General features: G+C 61.7%; 21 protein-coding genes. 11 read left to right on the top strand and 10 right to left on the bottom strand.

Annotated elements, in window-relative coordinates:
• Positions 1 to 8: 8 nt before the first annotated feature.
• Both HMPREF2617_RS09550 and HMPREF2617_RS09545 read left to right on the top strand, forming a co-directional pair.
• Entirely contained in the window at positions 9 to 1,373 is a 1,365-nt protein-coding gene (locus HMPREF2617_RS09550; RefSeq protein ID WP_070840584.1) for a DUF349 domain-containing protein, read from the top strand.
• Positions 1,373 to 2,443 carry a GNAT family N-acetyltransferase gene (locus tag HMPREF2617_RS09545; RefSeq protein WP_070422328.1) on the top strand — a complete coding sequence of 357 codons (1,071 nt, stop codon included), beginning with the start codon at positions 1,373 to 1,375 and terminating at the stop codon, positions 2,441 to 2,443. The genes HMPREF2617_RS09550 and HMPREF2617_RS09545 overlap by 1 nt, the downstream gene beginning before the upstream one ends.
• On the opposite strand, the gene HMPREF2617_RS09540 is transcribed toward HMPREF2617_RS09545, so the two are convergent.
• Together HMPREF2617_RS09540 and miaB are read right to left on the bottom strand one after the other, a co-directional pair.
• Positions 2,440 to 3,060 carry an Rv2732c family membrane protein gene (locus tag HMPREF2617_RS09540; RefSeq protein ID WP_070569955.1) on the bottom strand — a complete coding sequence of 207 codons (621 nt, stop codon included), beginning with the start codon at positions 3,058 to 3,060 and terminating at the stop codon, positions 2,440 to 2,442. The genes HMPREF2617_RS09545 and HMPREF2617_RS09540 overlap by 4 nt on opposite strands.
• A gap of 17 nt (positions 3,061 to 3,077) precedes the next feature.
• Positions 3,078 to 4,607, bottom strand: coding sequence for a tRNA (N6-isopentenyl adenosine(37)-C2)-methylthiotransferase MiaB (gene miaB / locus HMPREF2617_RS09535; RefSeq protein WP_070840583.1), 1,530 nt, complete (start codon positions 4,605 to 4,607; stop codon positions 3,078 to 3,080).
• A gap of 129 nt (positions 4,608 to 4,736) precedes the next feature.
• On the opposite strand from miaB, the gene gluA reads away from it, so the two are divergent.
• From gluA to HMPREF2617_RS09515, 4 genes are all read left to right on the top strand, one after another.
• Positions 4,737 to 5,465: a glutamate ABC transporter ATP-binding protein GluA gene (gluA, locus tag HMPREF2617_RS09530; protein ID WP_070483829.1), complete on the top strand. Its 729-nt coding sequence runs from the start codon at positions 4,737 to 4,739 to the stop codon at positions 5,463 to 5,465.
• A gap of 31 nt (positions 5,466 to 5,496) precedes the next feature.
• Positions 5,497 to 6,369 (top strand): glutamate ABC transporter substrate-binding protein, encoded by an 873-nt coding sequence (locus tag HMPREF2617_RS09525; protein WP_070840582.1) that lies wholly within the window; start codon positions 5,497 to 5,499, stop codon positions 6,367 to 6,369.
• A gap of 85 nt (positions 6,370 to 6,454) precedes the next feature.
• The gene (locus HMPREF2617_RS09520; protein WP_070840581.1) at positions 6,455 to 7,141 is read left to right on the top strand and encodes an amino acid ABC transporter permease; all 687 of its coding nucleotides are present in this window, start codon (positions 6,455 to 6,457) and stop codon (positions 7,139 to 7,141) included.
• Complete coding sequence (locus HMPREF2617_RS09515) at positions 7,141 to 8,094, top strand: amino acid ABC transporter permease (protein ID WP_070569957.1); 954 nt, start codon at positions 7,141 to 7,143, stop codon at positions 8,092 to 8,094. Before HMPREF2617_RS09520 ends, HMPREF2617_RS09515 begins: the two co-directional genes overlap by 1 nt.
• A 29-nt stretch (positions 8,095 to 8,123) precedes the next feature.
• On the opposite strand, the gene recX is transcribed toward HMPREF2617_RS09515, so the two are convergent.
• From recX to HMPREF2617_RS09500, 3 genes are all read right to left on the bottom strand, one after another.
• A complete protein-coding gene (recX, locus tag HMPREF2617_RS09510) occupies positions 8,124 to 8,711 on the bottom strand; it encodes a recombination regulator RecX (RefSeq protein WP_070840580.1) in 588 nt (195 codons plus the stop codon).
• 3 nt (positions 8,712 to 8,714) lie between these two features.
• Positions 8,715 to 9,836 (bottom strand): recombinase RecA, encoded by a 1,122-nt coding sequence (gene recA / locus HMPREF2617_RS09505; protein ID WP_070422320.1) that lies wholly within the window; start codon positions 9,834 to 9,836, stop codon positions 8,715 to 8,717.
• A 201-nt stretch (positions 9,837 to 10,037) separates the two neighbouring features.
• Positions 10,038 to 10,253: a DUF3046 domain-containing protein gene (locus HMPREF2617_RS09500; RefSeq protein WP_070422319.1), complete on the bottom strand. Its 216-nt coding sequence runs from the start codon at positions 10,251 to 10,253 to the stop codon at positions 10,038 to 10,040.
• Positions 10,254 to 10,311: 58 nt separating this feature from the next.
• On the opposite strand from HMPREF2617_RS09500, the gene HMPREF2617_RS09495 reads away from it, so the two are divergent.
• From HMPREF2617_RS09495 to HMPREF2617_RS09485, 3 genes are read left to right on the top strand one after another with little or no spacing between them, the layout of a single operon-like run.
• The gene (locus HMPREF2617_RS09495; protein ID WP_070422318.1) at positions 10,312 to 10,878 is read left to right on the top strand and encodes a biotin transporter BioY; all 567 of its coding nucleotides are present in this window, start codon (positions 10,312 to 10,314) and stop codon (positions 10,876 to 10,878) included.
• A 5-nt stretch (positions 10,879 to 10,883) separates the two neighbouring features.
• Entirely contained in the window at positions 10,884 to 11,573 is a 690-nt protein-coding gene (locus tag HMPREF2617_RS09490) for an energy-coupling factor ABC transporter ATP-binding protein (protein WP_070840579.1), read from the top strand.
• On the top strand, positions 11,570 to 12,175 hold the full coding sequence (locus HMPREF2617_RS09485; protein WP_070451024.1) for an energy-coupling factor transporter transmembrane component T family protein: 606 nt from the start codon (positions 11,570 to 11,572) through the stop codon (positions 12,173 to 12,175). Before HMPREF2617_RS09490 ends, HMPREF2617_RS09485 begins: the two co-directional genes overlap by 4 nt.
• Positions 12,176 to 12,230: 55 nt before the next feature.
• On the opposite strand, the gene HMPREF2617_RS09480 is transcribed toward HMPREF2617_RS09485, so the two are convergent.
• From HMPREF2617_RS09480 to pgsA, 4 genes are all read right to left on the bottom strand, one after another.
• The gene (locus tag HMPREF2617_RS09480; protein WP_070451023.1) at positions 12,231 to 13,055 is read right to left on the bottom strand and encodes a PspA/IM30 family protein; all 825 of its coding nucleotides are present in this window, start codon (positions 13,053 to 13,055) and stop codon (positions 12,231 to 12,233) included.
• 74 nt (positions 13,056 to 13,129) lie between these two features.
• Positions 13,130 to 13,477, bottom strand: a complete 348-nt coding sequence (locus tag HMPREF2617_RS09475) for a helix-turn-helix domain-containing protein (RefSeq protein WP_070422314.1) — start codon at positions 13,475 to 13,477, stop codon at positions 13,130 to 13,132.
• 23 nt (positions 13,478 to 13,500) lie between these two features.
• Positions 13,501 to 14,040, bottom strand: a complete 540-nt coding sequence (locus HMPREF2617_RS09470; protein WP_070451022.1) for a CinA family protein — start codon at positions 14,038 to 14,040, stop codon at positions 13,501 to 13,503.
• The gene (gene pgsA, locus HMPREF2617_RS09465; protein WP_083320324.1) at positions 14,037 to 14,576 is read right to left on the bottom strand and encodes a CDP-diacylglycerol--glycerol-3-phosphate 3-phosphatidyltransferase; all 540 of its coding nucleotides are present in this window, start codon (positions 14,574 to 14,576) and stop codon (positions 14,037 to 14,039) included. The genes HMPREF2617_RS09470 and pgsA overlap by 4 nt, the downstream gene beginning before the upstream one ends.
• A 49-nt stretch (positions 14,577 to 14,625) precedes the next feature.
• Here pgsA and HMPREF2617_RS09460 point away from each other — a divergent pair, with 49 nt between their 5' ends.
• Positions 14,626 to 14,910, top strand: a complete 285-nt coding sequence (locus HMPREF2617_RS09460) for a YciI family protein (RefSeq protein ID WP_070422311.1) — start codon at positions 14,626 to 14,628, stop codon at positions 14,908 to 14,910.
• Here the strand turns inward: HMPREF2617_RS09460 and HMPREF2617_RS09455 are convergent.
• Positions 14,907 to 16,082 (bottom strand): TerC family protein, encoded by a 1,176-nt coding sequence (locus HMPREF2617_RS09455; protein ID WP_070840578.1) that lies wholly within the window; start codon positions 16,080 to 16,082, stop codon positions 14,907 to 14,909. The two genes, HMPREF2617_RS09460 and HMPREF2617_RS09455, sit on opposite strands and share 4 nt — an antisense overlap.
• 261 nt (positions 16,083 to 16,343) lie before the next feature.
• Here HMPREF2617_RS09455 and HMPREF2617_RS09450 point away from each other — a divergent pair, with 261 nt between their 5' ends.
• Complete coding sequence (locus HMPREF2617_RS09450; protein WP_070840577.1) at positions 16,344 to 17,393, top strand: HNH endonuclease signature motif containing protein; 1,050 nt, start codon at positions 16,344 to 16,346, stop codon at positions 17,391 to 17,393.
• Positions 17,394 to 17,426: the final 33 nt, after the last annotated feature.

The raw sequence follows: 17,426 nt of genomic DNA, 5'->3' as shown, positions 1-17,426 counted from the left end.
CGACCATCATGACCGAGTCGAACCCCACCAACACACCAGGCAAGATCCCATCGCCTGCCGCCATGGCGAAAAAGGGCCCGAAGCCTGGGCCACGCCCGTCCACGGCAACGGGCGCCCCGTCGGTAACACCCACTCCTGTACCAGCGCGCACGCCATCGGACCCGTCGAAGTTCGGCCGTGTTGATGCAGACGGAAACGTCTTCCTCACCCGCGGTGGCACCGAGCGCCAGATCGCATCCTGGCAAGCCGGCACCCCTGAGGAGGGGCTCGCACACTACGGGCAGCGTTACGACGACCTGGTTACCGAAGTCGAACTCATCGAGACCCGTCTGCGCGCTCACCCGGAAGACGCAGACGCGATCCGCAAATCCGCCGAAGCGCTGAAAGCCTCGCTTGACGACGCCGCAGTAATCGGCGACCTCGACGCCGTCGAAACCCGCCTCGATGCTGCGATTGCCGCATCCGCCGATGCCCGCGAGCAGGCTAAGGAGCAAAAGGCAGAGCGACGTAAGGCAGCGATCGCCCGCAAGGAAGCCCTCGCCGCCGAAGCCGAAGACCTGGCAGAAAACTCCACCGAATGGAAGCGTGCCGGCGACCGCATCCGCGACATCCTCGAGGAGTGGCGCGGCATCCGCGGCATCGACCGCGCAACCGACGACGAGCTGTGGAAGCGCTACTCCCGCGCCCGCGACAGCTTCAACCGTCGCCGTGGCGCCCACTTCGCCGAGTTGGACCGCAACCGCGCCCAAGCCAAGAAGATCAAGGAAGAACTCGTCGACCGCGCCGAAGCGCTCAAGGACTCCACGGATTGGGGCAACACCGCCCGCGCCTACCGCGACCTGATGACGGAATGGAAGGCCGCCGGTCGCGCCCCACGCGAGGTAGACGACAAGCTCTGGGAGCGGTTCCGCGCCGCCCAGGACCACTTCTTCGAAGCCCGCAACGCCGTCAACGCGGAACGCGACCGCGAATTCGAGGCCAACGCAGAAGCCAAGGATGCGCTCATCGCTGAATACGACGCGCAGATCGACCCCGCGAAGGGCCTCGGCGCCGCGAAGGCGAAACTGCGCGAACTGCAGGACAAGTGGGACGAGATTGGCTTCGTACCACGCGGTCGCATCCGCGAGTACGAGGACAAGATCGCCCGCATCGAGCAGCGCGTCTCCGAGGCCGAAGACTCCCGCTGGCGCAAAACCAACCCTGCCCAGCAGGACAAGGTCAACCAGTTCCAGGTCAAGGCCGACGACTTTGAGCGCCAAGCCCAAGAGGCTGAGGCCAAGGGCAACGCCGCAAAGGCAGCAACGCTGCGTGAGCAGGCGAAGCAGTGGCAGGAATTTGCCGACGTTGCCGCGAAGGCTGTGAACGAGGGCTAGTGCTCACACCACAGCAGTACGTCCCCCGGCCCAACTCATCGGAGGCAGTGGTCGGGGGTTACGCATTTTCCGCAACGCTCGCCATCCAAGACATCACCGGTCTTGCCACCTCTGGCGTGTCCGCATCGCACATTGCGAAGCGCCTCGAGCCGTCCGCCGAATCCGAAGCAATCCTCTTCGCGCTCACCTCCCAGCAGGCACCCCGCCCTGTGACGGATTTGGGCTACCGCGAACTTTTCGACGACGACCTCGACCACACCGACGCCTGGCTCTTCATCTCCCTGCCTTTGCTCGAAGACCGTCGCGTGATCGAAGCGAACTTCACCTTCGACGCCGAGATCGCGCCCCTGCCCGGCGAAGATGAACCGCCCGAACCGTGGGCCGCAGCGCTGTCGCTTCTCGACGACCTCTCCACCCGCCTCGAACGCCCCATCCGCCAACTCTGGGTCACGCACCTGCCCGACGCTTCGGCATCCCCCGCGTTGACCGAAGCCGGCTACACGGCGGCCTTCCGAGAAGACCAGGCCACGTTCGAGATCACCGCACTGGATGCCCTGCCTCGTACTGTGGCCGCCGAGTTCGCAGTCATCGAAGGCCCAGGGTTCTTCTCCAAACGCAAAGCAGGCGCCGACGAGGTAGAGCAGTTCTCCCGTCTGCTCACCGCGGCATCGCGCGACTACCCTCGCGGCGACCTGGTGATGGACACCATCAACTGGGACCTTGAGCGCATCCGCGACGCCGGCGCGAGGCTGCAAGACCGAGGCGGCTCGCAACTGACCGGACTGGCCTACGTCGACGGCGTCATCGTCGGACTCTGCGAAGTCGTGCGCTTCCACGCCGACGACCCGAAGGTCTGCGAACTCGGCCTTGTCTACGTCCTGCCAGAGCACCGCAGCCGTGGCATCGGCAAAGCCATGCTGCGTGCCTCCCTCGAGCGAGCACACGCAACCTGGGAAGACTTGGAGACGGTGTACTGCTCCTACCCCGCCGACTCCGCGCCAGCAGCCGCCATAATGAAAGGGGTCGGCGCGGAAGTGGTTTCCGCGACGACAGGGTGGCAAAAGGTCTAAATCTTGCGGTGGCGTTCGGCGGCACGGGCGCGGCGGTCGTCCACAAGCAACGGGTTCTCCTCGTGCGCGTTCGCCTGATGCGTCGCCGACTGCTGCAGCAACGCCACGTCGTCGCGCTGCTGCACCTTCGCGCGCTCGTCGGCCACCTTCACCTGTGCCTCAGAGCGAGACAGGATCAGCGGGAACAGCGTGAACACCGCAACGAACACAGCCAACATGGCCAGGTAGTAGCCGATGTCGCGTGAGGTTTCCGGAGCACTTTGGTTGCGCAACCAAATGCCGAGGATGGAAAACACGGCAGAGACCGTTGTGACCATCCAGGCAGGCAGGGTGACGGCGAATCGTCGTAAAGCAACTGCGAGCGATGTCAAAACCCCAACACCGATGAAGGAAAACCACACAAACAAGTACTCCGCCACCGAAGTGCGCGCATCGCGCGACGCCTGGGTCAGCCCCAACACCTGCCAACCGGCCACCCCACCCGCAAACGGCAACACCAACGCCACGAGGTACACCACCGCACACGCGGCGAGCACCCACCGTTTCGCCCTCATCGTGATCTGCGAAGCGGCGGACTTCTCCGCGCGAGCCAACGTCTGCGAATCCTGCTGCGTCATAGCAGCCACTGTAGCCCCTAGCAGCCGCAGGACGAATCGCCGGTGGGCTGCTTGGGCGGTTGACCGATCGTCGGTAAGCCAAGCCCCACGCCGACAGGTGCAGTCGTCGGCACTTGGCCTGCGGCAGAATTGTCGCCAGCCTTCGTACGACGGTGGTTACGCACCCCAGAATCTGCAATGAGGAAGTGCGGCTTGGACTCAGTGATGGTGACAGTGACGTAATCGCCCGGGCGGATCTCGCCATCAATGTCACCCTCAACCGCGAAGTGCACCAGGCGGCCATCGCGAGCGCGACCCGACATGCGGTGCGTGCGATCATTCTTGCGTCCGCCACCCGCTTGCACAAGCAACTCCTGCTCCGTGCCGATCATCTTCTCGTTCTCCTCGGCACTAATGCGATCCTGCAGCGCAAGCAAACGCTCGAAACGCTCCTGCACCACAGCCTTCGGAATCTGCTGCTCCATCTCCGCAGCCGGCGTGCCCGGACGCGGCGAATACTGGAACGTAAACGCAGAAGTGAAACGAGCCTTCTCCACCACATCAAGCGTGGCCTGAAAATCCTCCTCAGTCTCACCCGGGAAGCCGACAATAATGTCGGTGGTAATGGAAGCGTGCGGAAGCTTCTTACGCACCTCATCCAAAATCCCAAGGAACTTCTTCGACCGGTACGACCGGCGCATGTCCTTAAGCACCTTGTCGGAACCCGACTGCAACGGCATATGCAGCTGCGGGCACACATTCGGAGTCTCCACCATCGCGTCAATGACATCCGAGGTGAACTCCGCCGGGTGCGGCGACGTAAAACGCACACGCTCCAAGCCCTCGATGTCGCCACAGGCACGCAAGAGCTTGGAGAACGCAGAACGGTCGCGCTCCATGTCCTCGTCGACAAAGTTCACGCCATACGCATTCACATTCTGACCAAGCAGCGTCACCTCGGACACACCCTGATCGACGAGCGCCTGCACCTCCGCCAAAATAACGCCTGGGCGACGATCCTGCTCCTTACCACGCAACGACGGCACGATGCAGAACGTACACGTGTTATTGCAGCCCACCGACACGGACACCCAACCGGCGTAGGCAGACTCGCGCTTCGCCGGCAGGACAGACGGAAACACCTCGAGCGACTCAACAATCTCTACCTGGGCTTCGTCCTCCACCCGTGCGCGATCGAGCAACGCCGGCAATGCGGAGATGTTGTGCGTACCGAACACCGCATCAACCCACGGTGCCTTCTCGATCACCGTGTCGCGATCCTTCTGCGCCAAACACCCGCCGACCGCAATCTGCATGCCCGGATGATTCGCCTTCGTGTTCTTCAACTGTCCGAGCGAGCCATACAGGCGCTGATCCGCGTTTTCACGCACCGCACAGGTATTGAAGACCACCAGGTCGGGCTCAGTCCCCTCGTCTGCCGCCACGTACCCAGCATCCTCGAGCAGACCCGAAAGACGCTCAGAATCGTGCACGTTCATCTGGCAGCCGAACGTCCGCACCTCATAGGTGCGCGAAGTGGTGTTTTCAGAGGTATTTGCCGTAGTCACGGCGAGACAGTCTAACCAGGCAAAGCGCCCAAACCTAACCGCAAATGACAAACACTTTCCCAGTTTTGGTCACCCGCATCACAGTTTTGGCCTACTGTGCCTTGTATGACACAGGAGATTGCCGAACCCATGATTCGCATGGTGGGTGTGGAGAAGTACTTCGACGACTTCCACGCACTACAAAACATCAACCTTGAAGTCCCCCGCGGACAAGTAGTCGTAGTGCTGGGACCGTCCGGATCGGGAAAGTCCACCCTGTGTCGGACGATCAACCGCCTCGAAACCATCGAGGAAGGCACGATCGAAATTGACGGCCGTACCCTCCCCGCCGAAGGGAAGGAACTGGCCCACCTCCGTTCAGACGTAGGCATGGTGTTCCAACAGTTCAACCTGTTTCCGCACCTGACCATTCTGGACAACGTCACCCTGGGCCCCATCAAGGTCCGCAAGGTGAAAAAGACCGACGCCACCGCACGCGCTCGCGAACTGCTCGACCGCGTGGGGATCGGCAACCAGGCAGAAAAATATCCGGCACAGCTCTCCGGCGGCCAGCAGCAGCGCGTCGCAATCGCACGCGCCCTTGCGATGGAGCCGAAAGTCATGCTTTTCGACGAACCCACCTCCGCCCTCGACCCCGAAATGGTCGGCGAGGTCCTCGACGTCATGACAGAACTGGCCGAAAGCGGCATGACCATGGTCGTGGTCACCCACGAAATGGGCTTCGCCCGCAAAGTTGCCGACCGCATCTTGTTCATGGCCGATGGCGAAATCGTCGAAGACACCGACCCCGAGTCGTTCTTCACCAACCCGCAGTCCAGCCGTGCACGAGACTTCCTCGGCAAGATCCTGCCCCATTAACCCACCCACGTTTCTTACAAGGAGAATCACCATGAAGCGCACCGCACGTTTCGCATCGACCACTGCCGCAGCTCTGCTCGCGGCCACCACACTCGTCGCCTGCGGCGGCGACTCCGCCGGCGACGCCGAAGGCCTTCTCGCACAGATCGAGGCCGGCAACGTCACCCTCGGCACTAAGTACGACCAGCCGGGCCTAGGCCTGCGCGAAGCCGACGGCTCCATGACCGGCCTCGACGTCGACGTCGCCAACTACGTGGTCAACCACATTGCCGACGAAAACGGCTGGGAGCATCCAGAAATCACCTGGCGCGAAACCCCCTCGGCACAGCGCGAAACCGTGCTGCAAAACGGTGAAGTCGCAGCAATCGCCGCGACCTACTCCATCAATAAGTCACGCTCCGAAGCAGTCGACTTCGGAGGCCCCTACCTGCTGACCCACCAGGCCCTGCTCGTCCGTTCCGACGACGCCGAGATCACCGGCCTCGAAGCCCTCGACGGCCGCATCCTCTGCTCCGTCACCGGCTCCACCCCGGCACAGAAGGTCAAGGACACCCTGCCGGGCGTCCAGCTCCAGGAATACGACACCTACTCCTCCTGCGTCGAAGCCCTGCGCAACGGCAACGTCGACGCCCTCACCACCGACGCAACCATCCTCGGCGGCTACTCCGCACAGTCCCCGGGCGACTTCAAGGTCGTCGAGCTGAAGAAGGACGGCGAGCAGTTCACCAACGAGCACTACGGCGTCGGCCTGAAGAAGGAAGACCCGGGCGCACTCGAGGCCGTCAACAAGGCACTCAACGCCCTTTACGAGGACGGATCCTTTGACAAGTTCGTCAACGACAACCTCGACGGCGGCCAAGGTGTTGAAAAGGACAAGGTCGGCGACCTGTCCTTCGTCGAGTAGCACCTGCCGTGTGGCTGGGTGAACCCCACCCGGCCACCGAGCCCCAACCCTTCTTCATCTCCTTCACGTATTGGAAGTTCCCACCATGGATGCAATGTGGGCTGATCTCGCGCCCAAACTGTGGCCAGCATTCTGGACCACAATCAAGCTGACCTTCTACTCCGCCATCGGATCAATGATCCTGGGCACCCTACTCACTGCTATGCGGGTCTCCCCCGTTGCCATCCTGCGGAACCTGTCGGCGTTTTACATCAACACCGTGCGCAACACCCCGCTGACACTTGTGATCCTGTTCTGCTCGTTCGGCCTCTACCAAAACCTTGGCCTTGAGCTCGCGAGCCGCGAATCCAGCACCTACCTTGCAGACCAAAACTTCCGCCTCGCGATCCTCGGCTTCGTTTTGTACACCTCGTGCTTCGTCGCCGAATCGCTCCGAAGCGGCATCAACACCGTTCACTTCGGACAAGCCGAAGCCGCACGCTCCCTCGGACTGAGCTTCGGGCAGATCTTCTCGTTGATTATCTTCCCCCAAGCTCTGCGTGCAGCAATCGTTCCGCTGGGCAACACGCTGATCGCTTTGACGAAGAACACCACGATCGCATCGGTCATCGGCGTCGCGGAAGCATCGCTGCTGATGAAATCCACCATCGAATTCCACGCAAACCAGCTCTTCGCCATCTTCGGCATCTTCGCCCTCGGCTTCATCGTGCTCACACTGCCAACAGGGCTCGTCATCAGCTGGCTGTCTAACCGTCTGGCGGTGAAACGATAATGGCATCCTCTGTCCGCGCAACTGTTCTCTACGACGCCCCCGGCCCCAAAGCCGTACGCCGCAACTACATTTACACCGCAATCACCATCGCTGTGCTTTTGCTCGTCGGCTGGTGGGTACTGAGCAAACTAGCCACACACGGCCAACTCGACGCCGAACGCTGGACCCCCTTCATCCAGGGAAACACCTGGACCACATACATCATCCCTGGCCTCGTCGGCACCATTAAGGCCGCCGTCGTATCGGTGCTGCTCGCAATTGTCTTCGGCGTGATTTTCGGGCTTGGCCGCCTTGCCCCAAACAAGATCGTGCGTGGCTTCTGCGCTGTGGTTGTCGAGTTCTTCCGCGCAATCCCAGTGCTGCTACTCATGATCTTCCTCTACCAAGTCTTCGCGGTGTACAAGATCGTCCCGCCGGCATCGCTCGCATTCTGGGCCGTCGTTGTAGCACTGACGCTTTACAACGGCTCCGTTATCGCCGAAATCCTCCGCGCCGGCATCAAATCGCTACCCCGCGGCCAAACCGAAGCCGCCCAGGCACTTGGCTTAAGCCACTGGCAAACCATGGGCAAGATCTTGCTGCCCCAGTCCGTCGCAGCCATGCTCCCGGCACTGATTTCCCAGATGGTCATTGCGCTGAAGGATTCCGCCCTGGGCTACCAAATTGGCTACGTCGAGGTTGTTCGCTCCGGCACGCAGGTCGCCTCTGCAAACCGGAACTACTTGGCGTCGCTCATCGTGGTGGCCATCATCATGATCCTGATCAACTACGCGCTGACAATGCTCGCTACCCGCGTCGAGCGCCAACTGCGCGCTGGCCGCGCACGCCGCAACCCGTTTGCCAAGGTGCCCACCGCCGGCAAGGAAGTCGGTTTGGACACAAAGGACACCGTGAACCTCGACTGGCAAGCCCCTGGTTACCAGCAGATCGACAATCCTGTGGAGAAACACTAACCCCCCGTGTGCGGGGTCACCACCCCGCGTCACGCGTGGGCTTCGCACTCGGCGATGCGTTCGTCGAGCGCTTCCCGGCCCAGGCGCATTGCCATCCCCTGGTGAAACCCACGGCGGGCAAGCGCTCCAACGATCCGGCGCAAAAGCTTGTCGTACTCTGCCCGATCCTCGGGTGCGTGTTTCACCTTGCGCGCCGCCTTTTCGGCGACCCCGCGGGCGATGCGCTCTTCGTCGTCGTCTGTGATCTGCTCGAGCGCAGCCGCACGGTCCGCACTGCCCACCCCTTTGTCACGCAGTTCCATATCAAGCGCGCGGGCGGACTTTCCGCGACGCGCAGCGCGCTGGCGCACCCACTCGGAAGCAAATGCTGCGTCGTTGAGCAGGCCTGAGCCGGCGAGGTCGTCGAGAACTTCGTCGACAAGCATGGGCTCAAACTCGGCCTTGATCAGCCGACCACACAGCTCCTCACGCGAGCGTGCCCGCTGATCCAGCAGCCCTAATGCGCGTTTGCGTACCGGCGCCTTCGCCTCCTCATGTGCGTGGTCGATGAAACCCGACCCCGGCTCGTACGCCTCGAGAGCAGCTTTGAGGCGCGCAATCTTTTCGGGGTCTGCCATATGCTACTTCTCGTCCGCCTTGGCGTCGTCTTCGTCGTCAAAATCGATGTTGGGCACCATGTCTACGGGATCATCCGACAAGGCATCGTCGTCAACATTGGCATACTTGCCCACACCAAGCGCGCGGAAGATTTTGTCTTCGATTTCGTCGGCCAGGTCCGGGTTGTCTTTGAGGAACAGGCGCGCCTTTTCCTTACCCTGCCCCAACTGGTCGCCCTCGTAGGTGAACCACGAGCCGGACTTCTTCACAATGCCGTTTTCCACGCCCATGTCGATGATGGAGGACTCCCGCGAGATGCCCTCGCCGTACATGATGTCGAACTCGGCGATCTTGAACGGCGGGGAAACCTTGTTCTTCACAACCTTCATCCTGGTGCGGTTACCGATGGAATCCTGGCCGTCCTTCAGGGTTTGAATACGGCGGACATCGCAACGCACAGACGCGTAGAACTTCAAGGCCTTACCGCCAGTGGTCGTCTCCGGGGAGCCGAACATCACGCCAATCTTTTCACGCAGCTGGTTAATGAAGATCGCGGTAGTCCCGGAGTTGTACAGCGCACCGGTCATCTTGCGCAGTGCCTGCGACATCAAACGTGCCTGGAGGCCGACGTGGGAGTCACCCATCTCGCCCTCGATTTCAGCCTTCGGGGTCAGCGCTGCAACAGAGTCGATCACGATCATGTCGATAGCACCAGAGCGCACCAGCATGTCCGCGATCTCAAGCGCCTGCTCACCCGTATCTGGCTGGGAGACCAGCAGATTGTCGGTATCCACGCCAAGCTTGCGGGCGTAGTCAGGGTCGAGGGCGTGCTCGGCATCGATGAACGCCGCGATGCCGCCTGCGCGCTGCGCCTCCGCAATCGCATGCAGGGCAACGGTCGTCTTACCGGACGACTCCGGGCCGTAGATCTCCACGACCCTGCCGCGTGGCCAGCCACCGATACCAAGGGCAACGTCGATAGCAGTGTTGCCGGAAGAGATTGACTGAATCGGCGGGCGATTCTCGTCGCCCAAGCGCATGACGGCGCCCTTGCCAAAGTCCTTCTCAATCATCGCAAGCGCAGCGTCGAGCGCGTTCTGGCGCGAGTTCGCGGCGGAAGCGGCAGTCTTCTTCTTCGTTGCCATGTGGTGTTTTCCTCCAAATTGTCGGTGGTGCGACGGTTGCCGCATCCACACTGTGTGTTAGTCCGTGCCTATTAGACGCACGCGCCTACCCTTCGGTTCCCTCCAAAACAAGGAAAGTTCCTCGGGGGCGAATACAGGAGCCACTTTAGAATGCGGCTACGACATCGAACACTGTACACGCAAGCGTGTTCGAACGGGAATTCAAAACCCGGGCCTGTCAATGCCAAGTCGGCGCTCTTCCGGAATGTCAAACGCTTCACAGAGTCCGCGCCACGCCTCGCGGGGATCGACACCACTTTCGATCATGTCCGCCGCGGTGCGCTCGTAGCCCGGTATCACCTGCGTATCGATAATCCACTTGGCTCGACCCGCGCCAAATTCGTCCTCGACCAGTTGATGAAACTCCGTCAAACGCATGACTCAACACGCTACCCGAACACGCGTTATTGAACGGCGTTCAGGTACACTGCCGCGCATGAGTAAATCTTCCACCGCGCAGGACATTGCGCTCATCGCCGTCTTCGCGGCCATCATCATCGCTCTCGGCTTCGTCTCCATCCCCGTCGGCGCCGCAGGCGTGCCTATCGTGCTACAAAACGCAGCCATCATCCTCGCCGGCCTCGTCCTCGGCTGGCGCCGCGGCCTGTTCACCGCAGGTATCTTCCTCCTGGTCGGCCTCGCACTACCCGTGCTTGCAGGCGGCCGCACCGTCATCTCCGCACTCGGCGGCACGACCGTGGGCTACCTTGTGGGCTACCTCGTCTCCGCTACCGTCGCGGGCCTGATCGCCTACCGTGCGCCATTCCGCCGCAACACCGCAGCTACGATCGGCGTCCTCATCGTCGCCGGCTACGTTGCCCTGTTCTTCCAGTACCTCTGCGGCGTATTCGGCCTCATGGCCCGCGCTGAGATGTCCTTCGGCGCAGCATGGGCCGCACAGGTGCCATTCCTGCTGCCTGACGCCGGCAAGGTCGCTCTCATGATCGCCATCGCAATCGCGGTGCACCAGGCGTTCCCTGACCTGCGCGGTAGTCGTCGATAAGCACGATGCCCCTCATCGAATTCAAAGGCGCAGCCGTCACCTACGACGGCAACACCGTCCTTCAGCCACTCACCACGCGCCTGAGTGAGCAACGCATCGGCATCATCGGCTCCAACGGTTCCGGCAAATCCACCACCGTGCGCCTCATCAACGGACTCATCGAACCCACTTCAGGGCAAGTGCTTTACGACGACCTCTCCCCCACCACCCAAGGCCGCGACGTCCGCAAACGCGTCGGATTCGTCTTCTCCGACGCCGAATCCCAAATCGTCATGCCACGCGTCTCCGACGACGTCGCCTTCTCCCTTCGCCGCTTCAAACTCCCCCGCGACGAAGTGCGATCGCGTGTCGACGACGCTCTCGCCCGCTTCGAACTCACCGACCTCGCCGAAAACTCACCGCACACCCTGTCGGGCGGCGAAAAACAGATGCTCGCACTTGCATCCGTGATGGTGATCGAACCAGACACCATCATCGCAGACGAACCCACGACACTGCTTGACCTGCGCAACCGCAAACGAATCGTGCGCGAACTTAACGCACTCGAGCAGCAACTCATCGTGGTCACACACGACCTGGACATGCTGCGCGACTTCGAACGCGTCCTCGTCATCGACGACGGCGCACTCGTCTACGACAGCAACCCCGCCGACGCCATCGCGTTCTACACCGACCTCATGGATAACAAACCATGATCCGCGAACTCCCCCTCGGTGTCTACATCCCCGGCGACACACTGCTCCACCGCATCCAGCCAGCGCTGAAGTTCGTGCTGCTGGTGGTCTTCATCATCGGGGTCACTGTCCTGCCCACCCGGCCCTGGCACGCAGCCGCCGCACTCGGGTTTGTGCTGGTGCTCTACTTGTGGGCACGCATCCCAATGAAGATTGCGTGGCGCCAACTCGTGCCACTCCTGCCCTTCCTGATCTTTTTAGGCGCGTTCATGGTGTGGCAAAACGGCGTCGAATCGGCGGCGACGCTACTCATCGGGCTGCTTGCCACCATCGCGGCGGCGAACCTGCTCACACTGACCACCCCGGTCCAGGAACTCCTTGACGCCCTCGACCGAGCACTCGCACCGTTGGGACGCACAGGCGAACTCATCTCGCTCACCATTGCACTCACCATTCGCCTGATTCCGCTGACACTCGCGACCGCGAACGAAGTCCTCGACGCCCGCAAAGCCCGCGGGGCTGGCTTCTCCCTCCTAGCGTTCGGCACTCCCCTGGTCATCCGCTCCGTGCGGCGGGCGAAGATGATCGGTGAAGCGCTCATGGCGCGCGGCGCCGTGGACTAACCCCACGCAGCGAAAAGGCCCGAAGCGATGTGCTTCGGGCCTTCGACGTTGTGATTTACTCGCCGCGCAGTTCGCGCATGCGCTGCGCAACCGCATCATCGCTGACGTTAGCGTCGGTAGCGGACTGCCCCGGCTCAATCGCCTGTTTCTTGCCAGCGGTGAGCTCGCCTGCCATCTCCGCACGCAGCTGCTCCAAGCGGCCGTGACCAGCCATCTGGATACCGGCCTGCTCAACCTCAGCCATACGACCCTGAATGGAGTTCTGCGCCAACTCGGCGGCACCAAGCGCGTTAGCGTAACGACGCTCAATCTTCTCACGAACCTGATCCAAGTTCGGACCGGACGCAGTAATCGAGTTCATCGACTGCATCGTCTCCGAAACCTTCTCCTGCATCTTCGCCTGCTCAAGCTGCGACAGGAGCTTCGAGCGCTCGGCAACCTGCTGCTGCAAGTGTGCCGCGTTACGCTCCACAGCCTGCTTCGCCTGAGCTGCCTGCTGCAGCGCCTGGTCGTGGAGCTGCTTAGTATCCTCCACACCCTGCTCAGCGGTGACCAGCTGTGCCGCAAACGCCTCCGCGGCGTTTTCGTACTCCTGTGCCTTCTGCGCGTTGCCCTCGCCGCGAGCCTTATCAGCAAGCTTGAGCGCCTGGCGGGCATTCGCCTGCAGCTTCTCAACATCCTCGAGGCGACGGTTGAGCTGCATCTCCAACTGACGCTGGTTACCAATCACCGCGGCAGCCTGCTGCGACAGTGCCTGGTGCTGGCGCTGCGCCTCGTTGATGGCCTGCTCAATCTGGATCTTCGGGTCAGCGTTCTCTTCGATCTTGTTGTCGAAGAGAGCCATCAGGTAGTTCCAGAACTTGGAAAAGGGGTTCGCCATGGCTAATCACCGCGACCTTTCATCTTCATTAGTTAGTGCGTCAAACTCCACCCACAATAGTCGGGTGAGCTCCGTTACGCTTCCGCAGCCGCCGGAGAGGTAACCGCGAGTTCCTCGTTGAAGGAATGCAGCGACATATTCGCCACCGCTTCCAGCAACACCTCAGACACCGTGGTGTCCAGTGCCTCGCACAGCGCTGCAAGCAGTTCAGAGGACACTTCCTTGCGACCGCGCTCCAACTCCGAGATGTAGCCGGAAGACACGCGAGCCTCCTTCGCCAACGTGCGAAGAGTTACGCCCTTATCAGCGCGAAAAGCGCGCAGCGACATACCGAGGGCTTCGCGGAACAGCGGCTCACGCGCTGGGGCGGATGCAATCGGCAGTTCTACCGGGGCTTCGTAAAGCAGAGTCGTAGTTGTCATCAGCTGCTCCAACGATCGGTGGTCTAGTTTTGTTCCCGAACGCCAGTCAGCGCACCAACCAGGGCCGCTTCGACCGCGCGTCGGCGAATCTCGTTCCGCGACCCTGCGAGGACTCGGACAGGGGTCGCATGTCCATCGACAAGCGCATACCGGCCCGCTTCCGAATCGAGCAGTTCCGCAGCTTGCGACGACGCCGTCCACTTCGGCCCCGCCAGCCCAATCCACACCGTGCCAGCCGGCATACCGTCTTGCGCACCGGGCCCTGCGACGCCAGTAAGCGCAACCGCCCAATCCGTCCCGCACACCTTACGAGCACCGCGCGCCATCTCGCGGGCCACCGCCGCGGAGACCACGCCTTCTTCCTCAATCAGGTCGGCCGGAACGTGGGCCAACTCGGTTTTGAGCTCCGCCGAGTACGTCACCAAACCGCCGACGAGTACGTCGGAAGCACCCGGCACGTCCGCAAGGGTCGCAGCAGCAAGCCCGGCAGTCAGCGACTCGCAAAAAGCGATGGTTTGGTTCCGGGAACGTAGTTCGTCGATAAGCAATTGCGCCGTCGTCATTTGTTCGCCTTTCCTGCATCAACCAAATACTGCACACCCGTAACCACGGTGACCGCCACCGCGAGCAACATCACCACAAACACCGGCGTATCCGCCCATGCGGGCAACGGACACAAGTACAGGCCAACCGCCAGCGACTGCAGGACAGTCTTCACCTTGCCACCCTTCGACGCCGGCACCACCAGACCGCGACGCAACATCCACATGCGCCACACCGTGATCCCCAGCTCACGAGCCACGATCACCACAGTGACCCACACCGGCAACGAACTCGCAATATTCAGCGTAACCAGCGCAGTAATCATCAACGCCTTGTCCGCGATCGGATCAGCAATCTTGCCGAAATCCGTAATCAGCCCCCGCGCACGAGCAATATCCCCGTCAAGCTTGTCTGTGATCATCAACGCCACAAACAGGCCAAACGCCCACCACCAGCGCTCCGAAAGCACCAGCCACGCGAACACAGGAATGAACAGAATCCGCAGAGACGTCAACACATTCGGCAGATTCCAATTCGACGGCTTATCCGTTTGCATCACGCGATCCACCATACCCATCTCACGCGTTCCACCTAGACTGCCCTCCATGAAGTATTTCGCAGCAACCTACACCTACGGCGAGCAAACGCTTGTCGACGACACCCGCCCCGCCCACCGCGAATTCATCTCCTCGCAACTCGCACTCGGACGCATCGTGGGATCCGGCCCTTTTATCGGCGTCAATCAAGCCCTAATCATCCTGCAACTGCCCGACACTGCCACTGAAGCTGATGCGGCGGCCGTGCTGGATCAAGACCCATACACGACCGCCGGCGCACTCGCAGCGCGCGAGATCCGGGAGTGGAACCCGGTGATGAATATCTTCGGCTAAGCCTTCCTACCGCCACGCGCGACATCGAGGTGGGCGGTCTCGCGCGATCCGGTCGCGGTGTGATCGCCCTTGCCAGAGGTCGCCGGGTCGTCGATCCACTCAACATGGTGGCCGTGACGGTCGACCTTGCGGCGGTTGCCGTGGTCGTCGAAATCAATGTGGTACTGGTTTTCGTTCGGATCACGAACACCAGCCTTCACGTCAGCGCGGTCCTTGATCACCGAGGCAATCGCGGTGATCGCGAGCACGCCGACGATGATCAGCAGCGAGGCGACAGTGCCGACCTCCGGCACGTCGAGACCCTCGCCGCCATTGATGAACGACAGGTTGTTCTCGTGCAGCGCGTGCAACAGCAGCTTCACGCCGATGAAGCCGAGCACCACCGCGAGGCCGTACGGCAGGTATACCAGGCGGTCGAGCAGGCCGTTGAGCAGAAAGTAGAGCTGGCGCAGGCCCAGCAGCGCGAACGCGTTGGCGGTGAACACGAGGAAGGATTCCTGGGTGATGCCGTAGATCGCCGGGATGGAGTCGAACGCGAACATCACGTCGATGAACCCGATGGACAGCAGCGCCACAAACAGCGGGGTAACCGCGCGCTTGCCGGCCTGGGTAGCGGAAACGAGACGGTCTCCGTGGTACGAGCTGGTCACCGGAATAACCTTGCGTAGCGTCTTGACCACCATCATGTCGTTCGGATCCGGATCCTCTTGGTCCGTCACCTCGTCGTACACCATCTTGATCGCGGTGTAGATCAGGAAGGCGGCGAAGATGTAGAACACGTCCGACCAGGCCTCGATGATCACGGCACCCAGCAGAATGAATACGAGACGGCAGATCAGCGCGATCACGATGCCGATCAGCAACACCTTTTGCTGATATGCACGCGGGATCTTGAACGCACCCATGATCAGCGCGAACACGAACAAGTTATCTACCGACAGCGACAGCTCAGTGATGTAGCCAGTGAAGAACTGCATGCCGTGTTCGCCGTCCCACAGCCACCACACGATCCCGCCGAAAATGCAGGCCATGGTCATGTAGAACAGGGCCCAGCCGCCCGATTCCTTCATCGTCGGCTCGTGCGGGGTACGCACGTGCGAGACGAAGTCAAAGATGAAAAATCCCAGGATCACCGCAGAGGTGATCAGCCAAATACTTAACGGCACATGCATGCGTTTAATCCTCCGGTAGCAGAAACAACCGGAGGTCTCCCCCACCCAAGTGGGCTGTTCGGACCGGGGCCATCACTTTTCGACGACACCGTGTTGACGATCCAGAACACTTCCGGGGTACTCCCCTCCAAGTGGGTAACACAATACACACACTTTTTTGGTGTCGCGAATGTGGATAACCACCCCAGTTTGTTGATGTGTCAACGCGGTTATCCACAAGGGCCCTGCCAGGCATTGCGGAACTGGTTTAACGTGCGAGGCATGAGCCCATTTGAAACCTTCCTCGCGGACCTACCCACGGTGGATAGCCTGCAAGGCTTCAACCGTGCAGCCGCACTTGCCAGCCGCTGCCGGCCAGCAACCGTGACCGCCTGGGGCCGCATCCACGACGTCTACTTCGGCGCCACAAAGTGGACCAAGCAGCAGCGCCGAGCCCTGGAGGCGGCCCGCGCTGGCGCGTTCGACTTGGACCGGCTGTCGTACATCGAGAACCGGCTGACTGCAATCGACGATGAGAGCGAGCGTTGGCGCGTGCGCCACAAGCTCCTCGCCGTCCACGGCAGCTTCGCCGCACTGCGCCAGGCCGCAAAAGACCTCATCCCACCCACGGCGCCGAGGATGCCGAAGGCACAGGTCACGTTCTCCTGCTCCACCCTTGGGATGCGGACGATGAGGGGCACCGCCTCCGAGCGAGACATCGCGGATCTCGAGCACGCCCTGCGCCAGCACGTGGACAGCTCACGGCCCGCGGCACCACAGATGCTTGATGCGTTCTTGACATTGCTTCGCGACGGCACCTCCATCCCACACGTCGCTCCCCGCCCGATAGTGCTCGCACCGCTACCTGAGCACATCCGGATCCTCTCCGGCGACGGCGAGGATGTGACCCTCGTACTTACCGACGGCACCACCATGACCGGAGCCGAGTACCTCAATCTCACCTTCGGTGAAATCGCCCTGTTCCACCCGCAAGCCGGGGCGGTGAACCTCTACCGGACACAGCGCTTCGCCAACCAAAAACAGCGCGACCTCGCACGCCTGCTCATGCCTCGTTGTCCCTTCCCCTCTTGCCGTCATGGAGCTGACTCGTGCGAGATTCACCACATCACGGCCTGGAAGCACGGCGGCGAAACCAACATGGATAACCTCGCACCCCTGTGCAGCTACCACAACCGGGTCAACGACGACGACCCTTGGCACACCAGTCGAGGGCGCATCGAAATCATCAACGGCACCCCGACGTGGGTCTCGCCAAGTGGTGTGCCGGTTCCCGTGACCGAAGCGGGGGCAATGCAGCAACTCTTCGGCTAGCGGCTACTTAATGACGAAAACCCGCACACGGCG

This window comes from Corynebacterium sp. HMSC070H05 (genome assembly GCF_001837615.1).
GTDB classification, from domain to species: Bacteria; Actinomycetota; Actinomycetes; order Mycobacteriales; family Mycobacteriaceae; genus Corynebacterium; species Corynebacterium coyleae.
The sequence above is the reverse complement of the archived record's forward strand: the minus strand, read 5'-3'. Positions and strand labels throughout refer to the sequence as shown.

Excerpts from the sequence above, each read along its gene's own strand:
- HMPREF2617_RS09550 (WP_070840584.1), top strand. The coding sequence starts at position 9 with ATGACCGAGTCGAACCCCACCAACACACCAGGCAAGATCCCATCGCCT.
- HMPREF2617_RS09540 (WP_070569955.1), bottom strand. The coding sequence starts at position 3,060 with ATGACGCAGCAGGATTCGCAGACGTTGGCTCGCGCGGAGAAGTCCGCC.
- gluA (WP_070483829.1), top strand. The coding sequence starts at position 4,737 with ATGATTCGCATGGTGGGTGTGGAGAAGTACTTCGACGACTTCCACGCA.
- HMPREF2617_RS09525 (WP_070840582.1), top strand. The coding sequence starts at position 5,497 with ATGAAGCGCACCGCACGTTTCGCATCGACCACTGCCGCAGCTCTGCTC.
- HMPREF2617_RS09520 (WP_070840581.1), top strand. The coding sequence starts at position 6,455 with ATGGATGCAATGTGGGCTGATCTCGCGCCCAAACTGTGGCCAGCATTC.
- HMPREF2617_RS09515 (WP_070569957.1), top strand. The coding sequence starts at position 7,141 with ATGGCATCCTCTGTCCGCGCAACTGTTCTCTACGACGCCCCCGGCCCC.
- recX (WP_070840580.1), bottom strand. The coding sequence starts at position 8,711 with ATGGCAGACCCCGAAAAGATTGCGCGCCTCAAAGCTGCTCTCGAGGCG.
- recA (WP_070422320.1), bottom strand. The coding sequence starts at position 9,836 with ATGGCAACGAAGAAGAAGACTGCCGCTTCCGCCGCGAACTCGCGCCAG.
- HMPREF2617_RS09500 (WP_070422319.1), bottom strand. The coding sequence starts at position 10,253 with ATGCGTTTGACGGAGTTTCATCAACTGGTCGAGGACGAATTTGGCGCG.
- HMPREF2617_RS09495 (WP_070422318.1), top strand. The coding sequence starts at position 10,312 with ATGAGTAAATCTTCCACCGCGCAGGACATTGCGCTCATCGCCGTCTTC.
- HMPREF2617_RS09490 (WP_070840579.1), top strand. The coding sequence starts at position 10,884 with ATGCCCCTCATCGAATTCAAAGGCGCAGCCGTCACCTACGACGGCAAC.
- HMPREF2617_RS09485 (WP_070451024.1), top strand. The coding sequence starts at position 11,570 with ATGATCCGCGAACTCCCCCTCGGTGTCTACATCCCCGGCGACACACTG.
- HMPREF2617_RS09480 (WP_070451023.1), bottom strand. The coding sequence starts at position 13,055 with ATGGCGAACCCCTTTTCCAAGTTCTGGAACTACCTGATGGCTCTCTTC.
- HMPREF2617_RS09475 (WP_070422314.1), bottom strand. The coding sequence starts at position 13,477 with ATGACAACTACGACTCTGCTTTACGAAGCCCCGGTAGAACTGCCGATT.
- HMPREF2617_RS09470 (WP_070451022.1), bottom strand. The coding sequence starts at position 14,040 with ATGACGACGGCGCAATTGCTTATCGACGAACTACGTTCCCGGAACCAA.
- pgsA (WP_083320324.1), bottom strand. The coding sequence starts at position 14,576 with ATGCAAACGGATAAGCCGTCGAATTGGAATCTGCCGAATGTGTTGACG.
- HMPREF2617_RS09460 (WP_070422311.1), top strand. The coding sequence starts at position 14,626 with ATGAAGTATTTCGCAGCAACCTACACCTACGGCGAGCAAACGCTTGTC.
- HMPREF2617_RS09455 (WP_070840578.1), bottom strand. The coding sequence starts at position 16,082 with ATGCATGTGCCGTTAAGTATTTGGCTGATCACCTCTGCGGTGATCCTG.
- HMPREF2617_RS09450 (WP_070840577.1), top strand. The coding sequence starts at position 16,344 with ATGAGCCCATTTGAAACCTTCCTCGCGGACCTACCCACGGTGGATAGC.